The following is a 14,847-nucleotide window of genomic DNA, read 5'->3' on the forward strand; positions in this document are numbered from 1 at the left end:
AATCAACAGCCATGTTTAATAGAACCTCTATAAAGTAAAGTTCAAAGGGGAATTCATTCAAATTGTCAATATAATCGATTAATTTCAGGAGGGGTTATGATGAGAAACACTTTATTCACACCGAAAAGACATTGGAAAGAGATCGAGCTATGGAAGGAAGTAACAGATGAACAGTGGAACGATTGGGTGTGGCAGCTGACGAATACCATCAAAAATTTAGAAGACTTAAAGAAAGTAGTTAACTTAACACCAGAGGAAGAAGAAGGGGTAAAAATCTCAACGAAAACCATCCCGTTAAACATCACACCGTATTATGCCTCTCTTATGGACCAGGACGATCCAAGATGTCCGGTCCGTATGCAGTCTGTTCCGATTTCCGAGGAACTTCATAAAACAAGATATGATTTAGAAGATCCTCTTCACGAGGATGAAGATTCTCCGGTACCTGGGTTAACCCATCGCTATCCGGATCGCGTGTTGTTCCTAGTAACCAACCAATGCTCGATGTACTGCCGTTACTGTACAAGAAGACGTTTCTCCGGACAAATCGGAATGGGCGTTCCAAAGAAACAATTAGACACAGCGATCCATTACATCGCATCCAACCCGCAAATTCGCGATGTGTTAATTTCCGGAGGAGACGGACTCCTGATTAATGACAATATTTTAGAATATATTTTAAAGAATTTACGAGAGATTCCCCATGTGGAAATTATTCGTATCGGTACAAGAGCACCAGTCGTGTTCCCGCAGCGCATTACAGAAAATCTTTGCAATATCTTGAAAAAGTACCATCCAGTTTGGTTGAATACACATTTTAATACGTCGATTGAAATTACCGAAGAATCGAAACGTGCGTGTGAAATGCTGGCAAATGCGGGGGTACCTCTTGGTAACCAGGCGGTTATTTTAGCAGGTATTAACGACAGTGTACCAATCATGAAACAACTAATGCATGATCTTGTGAAAATCCGCGTTCGTCCGTATTATATCTACCAATGCGATTTATCAGAAGGCATCGGCCATTTCCGTGCACCGATCAGCAAAGGCTTGGAAATTATGGAAGGGCTTCGTGGTCATACATCCGGTTATGCCGTTCCAACGTTTATTGTAGATGCACCGGGTGGAGGAGGTAAAATTCCATTACAGCCGAATTATATTATTTCTCAAAGTGCAAATAAGGTGGTTTTACGAAACTTTGAAGGTGTCATCACCTCTTATCCTGAACCGCAAAACTATCTGCCAGGAAGTGCGGAAGATTATTACAAAACGGTTTATCCAGAAGTATTTGAAAAGTTTGAAAGTAATGGGGTTCTGTCCATTATTGACGATACGAAATTTAACCTAACACCTGAAGGATTAAAGCGTCTGGACCGCCGGAAAACGTATAAGGAAAATCCTGAACATAGTTCTTTAAAGGATAAACGTGAAAAGCGGGATGAGTTAAAAGAGAGGAAGTTCCAGGCGCAAATAACTAAGTATGTAACGGTGGGAGCAGAGGAGGAATAATGTTGGTTTGTCAATGGTGCGAATCTGACTTAACAAGCAAAACTAGTAACACCGTGTATTGGGAGCTTCCAGATGGAACGAAAGTGATCGAAATTCACAACACACCAACCATTCAATGCTTGGAATGCGGAATGAACTATCAAACTGATCGTACTGTGAAAGAAATTGAGGATCAACTCTATTTAATTGATACCTCTATGCTCGAAAAAAGTATGACGTATGACACACTCATGGCTGTTCCACGCTTATTGAAGCGAAACTACTTTGATTTTTCAAAATAAATAGTGGGCTGTCTCCCGTTTTTTAATAGGAAGAGGAATTGAATCTTATGGACCATTTATCGCTATCCTAATTCAGTTGGGATAAATGGTCCTGTAAAAAAAGCAAGATTTATCGTTCGAAAGTGAAGGGAGATAGGACATGGAAGCAACCAAAAGCCATAATCATGAACATAATAATCAGAAATATCAGAATGTCAAAGAGGAGAAACAGCACATAAAAAGAAACTTAAAGGCACGTCACATGACGATGATTGCCATTGGCGGTTCTATCGGAACGGGGTTGTTTTTAGCGACAGGGGCGTCGATCCAAACCGCTGGACCTGGCGGGGCGCTAATAGCTTATGGAGCGATTGGCATTATGGTCTACTTTTTAATGACTAGTCTAGGAGAAATGGCTACCTTAATGCCTGTTTCGGGTTCCTTTGCAACCTATGCCAGCCGTTTTGTCGACCCGGCGTTTGGTTTTGCGCTCGGTTGGAATTATTGGTTCAACTGGGCAGTGACCCTTGCCGTTGAAATCGTTGCATCTGCTATTATCATGAAGTTTTGGTTTCCGGATATACCCAGCATCGTTTGGAGTGTACTGTTTTTAGGAGTCATCTTTTTATTGAATGCATTGTCGGTCAAAAGTTACGGAGAATCCGAGTATTGGTTCTCCTTGATAAAAGTAGTGACAATTATTGTTTTTATTGGAGTAGGTCTATTGACGATTTTCGGTATTCTGGGCGGACAATTTATCGGATTTAAAAACTTTACCTTAGGTGATGCTCCGATTCACGGGGGCGTTATGTCGATTTTAGGGATCTTTTTCATTGCCGGGTTTTCCTTTCAAGGAACTGAACTCGTCGGGATTGCTGCAGGAGAAAGTGAAGATCCTCAGAAAAACGTACCAAAGGCAATTCGACAAGTATTTTGGCGTATTCTCCTATTCTATATCGTTGCCATTGCTGTTATTGGCCTTATTATTCCTTATACAAGTCCCAATCTATTAGGCGGGGACGTTGAGGCCATTGCGGTCAGCCCTTTTACCCTTGTCTTTAAGCAAGTGGGCATTGCATTTGCGGCATCAGTAATGAATGCGGTCATTTTAACATCGGTTTTATCTGCGGGGAATTCCGGTTTATATGCCTCGACTCGTATGCTATGGTCGATGGCAAAAGACGGTCAGGCGCCAAAATTTTTACAAAAACTAAATCCTCGCGGAATTCCAATGAATGCTCTTGTCTTAACGACCATTATTGGAGGCTTTGCCTTTTTAACATCCATTTTTGGAGACCAAGTATATACATGGTTATTAAATGCTTCAGGCTTAACTGGATTTATTGCCTGGCTTGGAATTGCGGTCAGCCACTACCGTTTTAGGAAGGCGTTTACAGCCCAGGGCAGGGACTTGAATGAACTACAATTTAAAGCGAAATGGTTCCCCCTTGGTCCGATTCTCGCTTTTACAATGTGTATAATTGTGATTTTAGGCCAAAATTATCAAGCTTTTTTAAATGGTAGGATTGATTGGTATGGAGTAGCTGTTTCTTATATTGGGTTACCAATCTTTTTGGCAGTATGGATCGGGTATAAGATGGTTCATAAAACGAAGGTCGTTCCACTAAAGGAATGTTCCTTTGAAGAGAAGTAGTCTAAATAGAAATTCGTTATTTGGTGTCTCCGGTCATTTTTCTTGGAGATAACAGCTGAAAACTAGAATGTTCGAAAAGCAAACAAACTTGCCTGACATGCAAGTTTGTTTGCTGCTTATGGGTCCCGTTTTATTGCTGATTGGATTTTAAACTGTAATATTTATTTAATCTAAAATGGACACTCGAGAGGTTGAGGGAAAACAGTCAAAAAAATCAAGAGACTGCATAGACCCATTGATTACTGAAAAAAACATGCAGTTGAATGGGGTACTTGTGTCCTCCACAGTCTTCAAAACTGCTTGAGACCTGCGTGCCAGGTCAGGTGGGTTCGATTCCCACGCAGTCCCGCCAATGTTCTACTCCGGCAAGGGTTTGACAATGATTGATCCAGTGATTGTTGCCGGTGATTGATACGTTAACTTACACAGTTTCAGCCTAGTCTAAGCGCAAGACTGTAAAAGACTAGCGGATAAAACTGTAGTTTTGATAGTTGCCGAAAACTGTTCGTCCTCTTACGCTAGCTACTAAAAATTGCGGAAGGGGATTTTTTATTATGCGGAAAGGATTAAATCGACGTAAACGGTGGCATCGGTTAAAGATACACTCACAATTACGGAGATGTTCGAGGAGTTCATGCTCATAAAGAAGGGCGAAGGATTAGCGAAATGGAAGATTCAGGAGCATTATAATAATTTCGGTTATTTTAAATCGTATATCGGCAAGGAATTATCTGCGGATGAAATGACAACGGAACTCTTTATGGGTTGGATAACGTATATGCTTGAGGAAATGGACTATACTCCGGGTACCGTTAATATTAGAGTCAGAACTATTCGTGCATTCTTACGATATTGTTACGAGGATAAGATGTGGTTAAGCGAGCCTACTCATAAGCGCTTTAAACCGATTAAGGCGCCTGTTGACGAAGTTGAGGTGTTTACAGTAGAGGAATACAGACGTCTCATTGTGGCCTTTGATGATGAGACTTATGTTGGATTTAGAACAAAAGTCATGACGTTTGTGCTTCTAGATACAATGGTCCGTGTATTCGGATTGGTGGATATGAAGCGACAGAATATAGACTTTAAGACGATGTCTATACGCTTGGGGGAAGCTGATACTAAGACTCGAGTTGGACGTGTGGTTCCAATATCCGCTAGAACTGCGAAACTTTTAAGCAAGTTTTTACAAGAGACAGAGGAATTTGGCAACGTGTATGTATTCTTAACTTATGAGGGAGAAAAGATTGGCGAGGCCACGGTCCGTGATAATCTAAGAGTCTACGGCCAAATAGCGAAGATTAATAATAAACGAGTGAGTCCGCATACACTGCGATATAGATTTGGCATTTTAACGAATTTTTTCATTATAAAAGCTCCTCCAATTGATTTTTAGGTAGTTTATCAATTGCTGAAGAGACATAACCATTTCCAGGAAAATGTCAGTAGGAAAATAAATGTAAAAAATATATTTTCCAATTGTGAATTTCGATATTTATTTCGTTCCAATAACGTATTATTTTCATGTAAATAGGTCTTTGTGAGGGGGGATGGTCACATTTTTGTTTCAAAAATCCTCTTAATTTTTTAGTAGCATTTTAATGGGGGGGGTATATTTATTTAGTATTAATTTTCTTTTCTGTGTATTTGATTCAGTAATTCAAATGGTTCAAAAACAAAAAAGTAGATTGGTATGAATTTAGTAGAGAAGTTGATATATTTTGGCTAGTCAAGGATTACATAGACATATTAACTTGAAACATGGGGTGCTTAAGGCGGCGGTTCTGATGGTGGTTTGGGAGGATGAACCAAGTGGCAAAATATTCTTCATCAGACATTCTATTTTAAATCTAAATCTTATTTGTTAAACTTTAGAATGGTGAATGTACGATTTATTTTTCGCTTTTAAAATATTCATTTACCAAATAAACAACAGGATTCATTTCAGGAGGCAAGTAAAATTAATGAAGTGGTTTGTCTTTATGTGTCTATCCCTGATTTTTCTAATCTCACCTTTTCAGGAAGGCCTTTATTATAGCGCTGGTTACTACTCACTCGGTCTTATTTTGTTTATTATTTTTCTTGTATTTCTCATTAGGCTTTTGACAAGAAATGAGATTCATTTAATTAAAAAGTACTTGATCATTTTACTATTGCCATTATGTTATATAGTGTCACTTCCTTTCTCAGAAAGTCCGAAAGGAGCATGGGATTCAGTACTAAAGTGGCTTTTTTACTCCAGTTTTTTTATTTTATTGATTTGGACTGCATCAAAACCGAAAATCAAAGAAATGCTCCCTCATCTATTTCAATTCTCAGGAGCAAGTATTGCTTTATCCATGATATTTGACTATTACGGCTGGGTAAATTATCCTCATGCCATTGAAAGTGGCCGCTTCGGAGGCGTCTTTCAATATGCTAATACATTTGGTATGGCCATGGCGCTGTTTTTTTTCTATTGTTTGGTTAACTTAACAGAAGAAAAAATCCCTGTAAAGAAACTATTTTTACAAACATCTTTATCATTGATCTATTTTGTTTGTATGATTCAGTCGTCTTCACGGGGAGTAATGATGTTTTTCCCGCTGATTTGGCTTGCAGGATTACTATTGCTGCCAGTAAAAAAGCAGCTGAAGTATATATTCTATTCTTTCATTAGTATTCTTGCTGCTCTTATTGTGTACCAGTCAATGATAAAAGAGCAATCTATCAAAGTTCATTACCCTGGATTCATTTTATTGATCGTTATGATGCTCATATCAAATGTAATGATCTTCTTTATAAATCGGATATTAATCAATCGCACCTTTCCTTTCGTGATGAATAAATGGACTCGTCTTGCTTTACCGGCTGCAATTGTGGTCATTTTCATTCTTGGATTTCTCGACCTAAGGTACCATGGCATAGTGTACCACCAACTGCCGGTTCAATTACAGGACAGACTTGGAAGTATCAACTTAAGTACACCGACTGCAGAGAACCGTCTAACCTTTTTTAAGGATGCTTTAACGATGAGTAAGTCTTCTCCTATTATTGGTTTTGGTGGAGGAGGATGGGGAGTAATATACCATGAGTTTCAGACTTTTCCCTATATTACTAATAAAATACACAATGGTTATTTGGAATGGATTATAGATACCGGCTGGTTAGGTTTTTTACTATTTTTAACTGTATTTGGTCGGTTCTTCTTTTTACTTATTCATTCCTATATAAAAGAAAAGAGCTCTTCATTAAAGATATCTGTCATTCTTGCGCTACTAACTATATTTTTGCATAGTTTTGTTGATTTTGACTTTTCCTTCGGAACTGTATGGTTCCTTATTTTTTGGTTATTTGCTATCGTATTTTCGGATTTGCCGAAGGATAAACAAGCAGAAACTAAACAATTGAAAAAACTAGCAAATAAAAAAACCATTATAGTAGTAGATAAACCAGGGAAATATAGGGCTATTCTTATTGCTTATGCCTGTATTTTGATCATTGGGCTGATTCAATCCTACCGATTTTTAACCGCACATCAATATTATGCGCAAGCAAATTTCTCAAAAGATAATAGTATGAAAGAGTTACTGATTCAAAAGGCAATTGGAAGGGATCCAAGCAACATTAACTATATGCTGGATTTAGCAAATATTTACCTCGGACAATTTAGACGAACTTATGGTGTTGAATATCGGAAAAAGGCTGAACAATTGGTAGAAAACATAGGGAATACGGAACCTCATAATTCAATGGCTCTCTATCAAATTGCTCATCTATCCGAACTGCTTGGTAATAACGATCAAGCTCTTAAGTACTTCAATCAAGCTTTACGTGTTGATCATTTCAATTCTTCCTTATATCAGGACAGCATTATCTTAAAAGTTAATATGGCTATTGATTATAGAATTGACCATAATGTAGAAAAATCAAATAACTTGATTAATTCAGCTATTACTGATTTTCAACAAGAGGAGTTGTGGTATGGCAAAATTGATCATTCAGAGGCAGGAAAAAAATTTTATTATAACAGAAATTTTTATATTACTCCGTCTACACAATATTATACGGGGATTGCTTATATTATAAAAAAAGATTATTCACGAGTAGTAAAAGTAACTCAGGTACCAAAAGATGAGATGGGAGATAATCTTCATGCTTTACGTATTCTGGCTAATGAGAAATTAGGCATAAAGAATGAAATAGCCTATAGTAAAAGTCTGGAAAAAATTATCGAAAACCTGAGGAATCTACTACAAAAAATGTAAAAATTACTAGACAGATAGGATTTTAAAACTATATCATATTATTGTGAAAAATTTATTAATATTATAGACAGGGGGTGTAAAGATCTCTAAAAATAGCAGAGATCTGATATGAGGAAAAAACTATCTTTTCTGAGCGGCTTGGCTGCAGTAATACTATTTTTATTCTCAACAGCCATTAATACATTTGCCGCTAACGGTCTCGCTGACACCAATACAAATTGTGGTGGCTCGGTTTCAGGAAATGTATATGGATATGACTCAGGTGTGACCAGTAACGTGTATGGCAATGAAGGTCCGGGAGTAACCGGTGACGTTTATGGTTCTATAGGGTCAGGAATAACCGGAGATGTGTATGGCTATAACGGTTCAGGAGTAACCGGTGATGTCTATGGCAATGAGGGTCCGGGAGTAACCGGAGATGTGTACGGCAATGAGGGTCCGGGAGTAACCGGAGATGTCTATGGCAATCAGTGTACGGGAGTAACCGGAGATGTGTACGGCAATGAGGGTTCGGGAGTAACCGGTGATGTCTATGGCAATCAGTGTACGGGAGTAACCGGAGATGTGTATGGCAATGAGGATCCGGGAGTAACTAGTGATGTGTATGGCAATCAGTGTACGGGAGTAACTCCATTTATACCGCCTCTTATCGATAGTGTATCTGTCACGCCGCAAACGGTTGTTACTGTTAATGATCAGGTAACCGTAAGGATTAAAGCGCATGATGATCCATCAGGAATCTCTATGATGACTGCGAATTTTAATAATACTAGTGGAACATTCAATGGGAAGTCAGTTTGGCTTAGATATGATCCATCATCGGGTGACTGGGTTGGAACATTTAACGTGGGACAGAATGATATGACTGGAAAATGGACACTTAGCGTTGTTTCGATAACCGATAATGCAGGAAATTACACCGATGTAACGGTTGCTGCAACTGCCGATGCATCATTTACTGTTGATAATCCAAATGCTGACTATACAGCTCCGATCATTAACAGTACAAAACTATCAGCATCTTCCATTCATGTTGGTGAAAAAGTAACGATCACAAGTGATGTAACGGACGATAAATCTGGAGTGGATACTGTTAACGCTTCTCTCAGCAACCAACAGGGAGGAGATTCCTATAATATTCAAATGAGATATGATGCAGCAATCATGAAATGGGTGGGTACATTTGAAGCGACAGAGACAACAAAACCGGGACAATGGGATGTATATGTAGATGCGAACGATAAAGCATACAATTATACATCTGACTATTCCATTGTTTCATCATTTACTGTCGTTAATCAGACTGGAGATTACATTCCTCCTGTTATTAGCAATGTTGTGGCAGATAAAACAGAAGTTAATGCGGGCGATCAAATTACTTTTACCGCAACAGTCGACGATTCCCAATCCGGTGTTGGCTGGGTAGAGGGCACGCTCAATAATGTTGGAACAATTGTCTTTAAAAAGGATAACAATACAGGGAAATGGGTGGGTACTGCCACGATTCCGACAAATATCACGGATGGAACCACATTAGCTCTGGAATCGATCCATGCTACAGATTTAAAGGGCAATGCTTCTTGGGGCGGGAATTCAGTATTCTTCCTGGTCCATAACAAAACCGGGGATTATACCGCACCGTCTTTAGATGACTTGCAAATCAGTTCCGTAGATGTAACGGCAGGCGACCAAATTACCATCAAAGCCAAAGTGTCAGATTCACAAACAGGGGTTAAATCGGTATCGGGATTTTTTAACAACAGCAACAGCGATCTATTTCCGATGACGTTTACGTATGATGCTTCCTCTGGGTTTTGGATAGCAAACTGTACAATCCCGTCCAATGTGAATCCAGGCCAATTAGAATTAAAAGTGGATGTCGAAGATAATAATCAAAACTCGAATCTTGTCAATACGGGAAAATACATCAAGGTTAGTAATCCAAATATAGATATAACTGCACCAGTTATTGAAAACGTCGAAATGACTCCATCCATTTTAAATGTAGGAGATAAGTTGAATGTTGCAGCAACCATTACAGATACCGAATCTGGTGTTCGCTATGTGGTAGCTACTATCCATTCAGGAAGCCATTTTGCACAAATTCCACTCACGTTTGACGCAGCACTAAACAAATGGGTTGGATCGTACACCGTCCAGGCCAATGACCCAAGTGGCACGTGGGAATTTAACTTGGGCGCTTCTGACAGCTTCTATAATATTGTTTCTTATAGCAATGTATTCAAGGTGAACAATCCAGATGGTGATCTTGATGCGCCTTATCTAGATTCTTTTACAGAATCCTCCAGCACAGCGAATGTCGGAGATACTGTTCATTTTGAAACCATGCTGAAGGATGACCAATCTGGTGTGAAATCGGCCCATTTAGAGATTTATACAGATGATTACAGAACTTTTGTTTCGGTACCATTAAGTTTTGACAAAACAAAAGGTGTTTGGACAGCTGATTACATCGTCCCAAGTTATTCAACGGCTGGACCACATAATATTATAATGATAGCAAATGACAATGCCGGTAACGAAATGTGGGTACAGATAGCACAACGATTATTAATCTTTAATGATCATCCTGATAATGATGTTCCAATCGTTAGTGATATAACCGCAAACTTGAATAAAGTATCAGTTGGAGATACTTTGGATTTTAAGGTAAAGCTTAGTGATTCAGGCTCAGGTGTAGGTAGTGCATATGTAGTACCATCTATGATAGGTAGCACTACTGCATATGATGAAGGTTCTAATCCTATGTCAGTTCCGTTAGAATATGATAAAGACCAGAATCTATGGGTTGGAAAGTATACCGTTAAATCTTCTGACTTGCAAGGTACCTATATCTTCGGTGTTTATGCCACAGACAATGCTGGCAATAGTACAATGGATTGGAATGTTGGATCCTTCACGATCATAAAACAGGCAGCCATTGATAAAACAAGTCCAGTAACAACGACTAACTCTGTTAATCAAAACTGGACCCATTCAGATGCCACCATTACTTTAACGGCCACTGATGACTTGTCAGGATTGGCCCGTACTGAGTATCGTGTAAACAATGTAGACTGGCAAGTATATACTGGTCCCATAACGATTAATCAAGAAGGCCAAAACACAGTGGACTACAGAAGTATTGACAATGCCGGCAATACAGAAGAAATGAAAAGCTTGTCCGTAAAAATTGATAAAACTGAACCTGTTACAGCACTAAGCACAAATACAGGTACACCTAATGGTAAAAATGGCTGGTATACAACGGATGTTCAAGTTAATTTAAGTGCAACAGATTCAGGCGGTTCTGGTATAGCTAAAACAGAATATCGTATCAATGGGGGAGCATGGACTGTTTTTAATGGGGCATTTACTCTATCTACAGATGGAACTTACACCATTGATTATCGAAGTACAGACAACGCTGGAAATACTGAACAATCTAATACACAAACAATTAAACTAGACAAGACAGCACCTACCTTTACTATTAGCTTAGACAAGAACACTTTGTTACCAGCTAATCAAAAGATGGTTTCAGTTACGGGTACAATTAATGCTTACGATGACACATCAGGAATCGATTCAGTAGTGTTAACATCCATTACTAGCAATGAACCACTTCAATCTGATGATATTCAGAATGCAAATTATAATACGCCTACTACTGGTTCAACTGACTCCTTTGAACTTCGTGCCGATAGATTAGGGAACGGTAATGGACGTATATATACAATTGTTTATACTGCTACAGATAAAGCGGGTAATGTGTCAACTAAGAGTGTTACTGTATCAGTTCCCCATGATCAATCTAACAAATAATTTATTGTTACGAAAATCACCAGATTCTTCGGAATGATAAAAAAGTATAAAGTTTTGTCACCCCACAGTCCTTGAGGTTGTGGGTTTTTTTGTAAATTGAGTCAAATAAACTCAAAACGAATTAGGTTGGTTTTATAGAATTAATGGCTGAGGTTTATACTTCTTGTAAAAACCGGTCGTTTAAGATTAGCTTTTGGGATCAGTCTCAGACAACCCAAAAGTTAGTGTAGGGTAAGGTGTGAATGCCATTGCCTTTCCCACAGCTTTCTAAATGGGACAAAGCGACATGAGTATTTCATGACTATTCTTTTTGCTACCCTTCCTCATGCGCAGATAGGAAACCAAGACTTATATAAGGAGACTATTTCAAACTTGCAACGAGCTATTGAGGCTACGTTACAACCTTTTCTAAATACTGATCAATTGAAGAAAAAGGGGAAGATGCTATCTGATTTAGTGCCTGTATTTGTTTCGCATCAAGTTTTATTTTTAGGTCAAAAAGTAAACAAAAGTTATATTGAAAATATTGTTGATGAGATTATGTTGCCAGCAATAAAGTTTAGTTAATTATATATTATTTATTTAATACGGGGTTTTTAGGAATATGGCTACTGCTTCCGTAGCCTTTTATTATGAGAAGAGACAAGTCTGAAGAAGCGAGACGTTCAGCCGGTACAGGCCGGTTCATATGGAGAAGGTGATTGATGTTGTTTTTTATGATGGAAAGGGAGTCCATCGGAACCAGCTAAGAACATTTTTAAGGGAACAGAGTCATGTTCCCTATATTTTTGTGTCTCCAAGCTTAGTAAGGTTCCGTGCATATTGACCCTTAATTGAAAAAGCTTAACCTACATCATAATTATACTTATGCGCAATGGAATCTATCTCATCAATAGAATCCTTAAAATCTCGATCTAGCCATGTAAATAAAATGGAACAAAGAGATTTAGAAGCAATATTGATAAAATATTCATTTTCAATTGTCTTTGGATATCTCTTGTATAGATTTTGTGCCATTTCATTTAACAGATTATCCTCAACTAAGCTAAGCAACTGATTTTTCTTAAGAAGATAAAGAAAATCTTTTCTAGCATACCAAAATTGAAAAAATAGTTCTAAACCAGAAACCGCAGCATGGGAAATTAGTTCATGAAATTCTTCTGAATAACCATCCATAATTAATGATAAAACATCTTCTTTGGTTTCGAAATTATTATAAAACGTTCGTCTTCCCACCTTAGCGGTATTGCATAAAGTTGATACAGAGATATCCTTAAATGCTCCTTTTTGCATTAATGCTAAAAGGGCATTTTTTATTAGTTGCTGACTATATATGGCAGATGGATTTGTTTGTTTTTTATACATAAAAAGCCCACTTTCAGAATATTGTGCCACTTGTTTCCGAGGCATTGAACTCTACTTTCTTTTACTTTATCATAAATTTGAAAACAGTTACAAGTGTGCCAGGAGAGGTGGAGATATTGATATGAAGCCAGTTTTTAAACAATTATTGCAAATTGGTATTATTGTCAGGGATGTAGATGCATCAGTTAAACACTATGAAGAATTAGGAATGGGTCCATGGGATATTTCTTATATGAGTTATGATAAGGAACCATTTGAAGATTTGACATTTGATGGAAAGCCATTACCTGTTAAGGGGGATATATTAAAAACAGCATTCCTTCTTTAGGAACTTTTGTTCAGTACACCAAAGGGGCAATGCTTTTAGAACGAACCCAAAACGAAGCACCTGAGCGTTATGTACTGCCTGAAAATTCAGATGCAAGGTCAATTCATTTCATTGGTGGTGTACAGTCTCTTATTGATGCTGTAGCAGAGACTATTCCCTCTGGGATAGTCAAGCTTGAAACACGAGTTACAGCAATTAAACTTGATGAAGCTGGTGCTATCACGGTTGAAGCAGACCTTGCTAATGGAAAAAGAGAAAAAATTTCTGCAAGTGCTGTTATCCTAGCATTGCCGCCTCGAATTGTGGCACGTCATATTGAATTCTCTCCTTCTCTCCCTACAGACCTTATGACTGATCTGGTAAACAAACCTACGTGGATGGCAGGACAGGCTAAGGCTGTTGCAATCTTGATTGTCCTTTTTGGAGGGAATCAGGGCTCTCTGGCTTCGCAACGAGCTGGGTTGGACCTTTGCAAGAAATCCATGATGCTTCTCCTGATACAGGCTCTGGTGCAATATTTGGTTTCTTCGGAATGTCAGCGAAAATGCGTAAAGAACTGGGGGAGGATAATGTTTTAAATTTGGTCATTGAACAATTGGTTAGGCTCTTTGGAACCTCCGCCCAAAACGTAAGGGCTATCCTATACAAGGATTGGTCCAGAGATTCCGAAATAGCTGTTGAGGAAGATTTAGAACCGCTTAGAGATTTTCCGAGCTATGGTCAACCACCAAAATCAGGGGTTTGGGAAAAGAAGATTATTTTTGCTGTTACAGAAACTAATTCACAATATGGGGGCATCTTGAAGGTGCACTCCTGGCAGCTGAACAGGCAGTTTTTGAAATCACTACTTTAAATAACAAGCCTTTATAAGACGATTAATGAGTATCTTTTGTGAAAGCTAATAGACATTGATTTTTTGACTTTAGTAAAAGTCAACTTCACCTGGAAGTGTGTATGCATACATTGATGAAGCTTTAGGAGCATAGGAGCAGCGTCCGGTGTTCAAAACAATGTTTCGCTTGGTTCTAATAAGTTTAATTGGTGGCATGTTGACGGCAAATTAACTATTTTAAATAAATAACTATAACAGACTAAAACAGAAAAAACCTTGCAGTAGCGGGTTATTGTTAAATAAGGCCTTAATCAAAGGTTATTAAAAATTTTATAATAAAAAAGCATGACTTTTCATGTCATGCTTTTTCATTGGCTCTGTTATTTTTTTAATTGTTTTAGTTTATTGGCAGGACCTTAAATCAATCCCCAGACAAACAAATAATAAAGACCAAATACAAGAAAAATGAGTATTAAAGAAAAGGATAGGTAAACGACCATTAATTTTGAAAATCTAAATGTTTGATTATTAATTTCGTTACCTTTTTTAAAATATGAAATAGTAGTAATGATTAACGCAATGATTCCAACGACAATAGAAGCTAATCCAATCACTCTGGCTAAGATATCTGCCATATTTAGTTTGATCGTAAGAGTTGAAAAATGCAGATTTGTGATTAAGAAACCTACTCCCATAATAGTAATACTTGTTCTAATCCATGCAAGATAGGTTCTTTCATTTGCTAAATGCTGCTGAATATATTTTGAATCAATAGATTGCTTCTGTATATTTTCTGAATTGATAGATCTTTTACGAGCTTCATTCAT

12 protein-coding genes are annotated in these 14,847 nt (G+C 37.9%); 10 read left to right on the forward strand and 2 right to left on the reverse strand.

Annotated features, from left to right (window positions below; translation table 11 throughout):
• Window positions 1–99: 99 nt before the first annotated feature.
• The 7 genes from ablA (at window position 100) to CVD27_RS03055 (ending at window position 12,062) form a co-directional block, all read left to right on the forward strand.
• Entirely contained in the window at window positions 100–1,509 is a 1,410-nt protein-coding gene (gene ablA, locus CVD27_RS03025; protein ID WP_101646417.1) for a lysine 2,3-aminomutase, read from the forward strand.
• Between the two features lie 2 nt (window positions 1,510–1,511).
• Window positions 1,512–1,790, forward strand: a complete 279-nt coding sequence (locus CVD27_RS03030; RefSeq protein ID WP_101646643.1) for a YokU family protein — start codon at window positions 1,512–1,514, stop codon at window positions 1,788–1,790.
• A 139-nt stretch (window positions 1,791–1,929) separates the two neighbouring features.
• A complete protein-coding gene (locus tag CVD27_RS03035) occupies window positions 1,930–3,423 on the forward strand; it encodes an amino acid permease (protein ID WP_101646418.1) in 1,494 nt (497 codons plus the stop codon).
• Window positions 3,424–4,006: 583 nt separating this feature from the next.
• A complete protein-coding gene (locus CVD27_RS03040; protein WP_257984243.1) occupies window positions 4,007–4,819 on the forward strand; it encodes a tyrosine-type recombinase/integrase in 813 nt (270 codons plus the stop codon).
• Between the two features lie 859 nt (window positions 4,820–5,678).
• A complete protein-coding gene (locus CVD27_RS03045; protein ID WP_180960126.1) occupies window positions 5,679–7,670 on the forward strand; it encodes an O-antigen ligase family protein in 1,992 nt (663 codons plus the stop codon).
• Between the two features lie 108 nt (window positions 7,671–7,778).
• Window positions 7,779–11,495, forward strand: coding sequence for an OmpL47-type beta-barrel domain-containing protein (locus CVD27_RS03050; RefSeq protein ID WP_101646421.1), 3,717 nt, complete (start codon window positions 7,779–7,781; stop codon window positions 11,493–11,495).
• Between the two features lie 297 nt (window positions 11,496–11,792).
• The gene (locus CVD27_RS03055) at window positions 11,793–12,062 is read left to right on the forward strand and encodes a hypothetical protein (RefSeq protein WP_101646422.1); all 270 of its coding nucleotides are present in this window, start codon (window positions 11,793–11,795) and stop codon (window positions 12,060–12,062) included.
• Between the two features lie 276 nt (window positions 12,063–12,338).
• On the opposite strand, the gene CVD27_RS03060 is transcribed toward CVD27_RS03055, so the two are convergent.
• Window positions 12,339–12,860: a TetR/AcrR family transcriptional regulator gene (locus tag CVD27_RS03060; protein ID WP_101646423.1), complete on the reverse strand. Its 522-nt coding sequence runs from the start codon at window positions 12,858–12,860 to the stop codon at window positions 12,339–12,341.
• Between the two features lie 121 nt (window positions 12,861–12,981).
• On the opposite strand from CVD27_RS03060, the gene CVD27_RS03065 reads away from it, so the two are divergent.
• The 3 genes from CVD27_RS03065 to CVD27_RS28605 are packed head-to-tail and all read left to right on the forward strand — an operon-like array spanning window position 12,982 to window position 14,041.
• Complete coding sequence (locus CVD27_RS03065) at window positions 12,982–13,188, forward strand: hypothetical protein (protein ID WP_101646424.1); 207 nt, start codon at window positions 12,982–12,984, stop codon at window positions 13,186–13,188.
• A 29-nt stretch (window positions 13,189–13,217) separates the two neighbouring features.
• Entirely contained in the window at window positions 13,218–13,766 is a 549-nt protein-coding gene (locus CVD27_RS03070) for an FAD-dependent oxidoreductase (protein ID WP_257984244.1), read from the forward strand.
• A 2-nt stretch (window positions 13,767–13,768) separates the two neighbouring features.
• A complete protein-coding gene (locus CVD27_RS28605) occupies window positions 13,769–14,041 on the forward strand; it encodes a hypothetical protein (protein WP_257984245.1) in 273 nt (90 codons plus the stop codon).
• A gap of 395 nt (window positions 14,042–14,436) precedes the next feature.
• Here the strand turns inward: CVD27_RS28605 and CVD27_RS03075 are convergent, their stop codons facing one another.
• Window positions 14,437–14,847 (reverse strand): YidH family protein, encoded by a 411-nt coding sequence (locus CVD27_RS03075; protein ID WP_101646425.1) that lies wholly within the window; start codon window positions 14,845–14,847, stop codon window positions 14,437–14,439.

The sequence above is a fragment of the Neobacillus cucumis genome (assembly GCF_002860255.1).
Lineage (GTDB): Bacteria > Bacillota > Bacilli > Bacillales > Cytobacillaceae > Neobacillus > Neobacillus cucumis_A.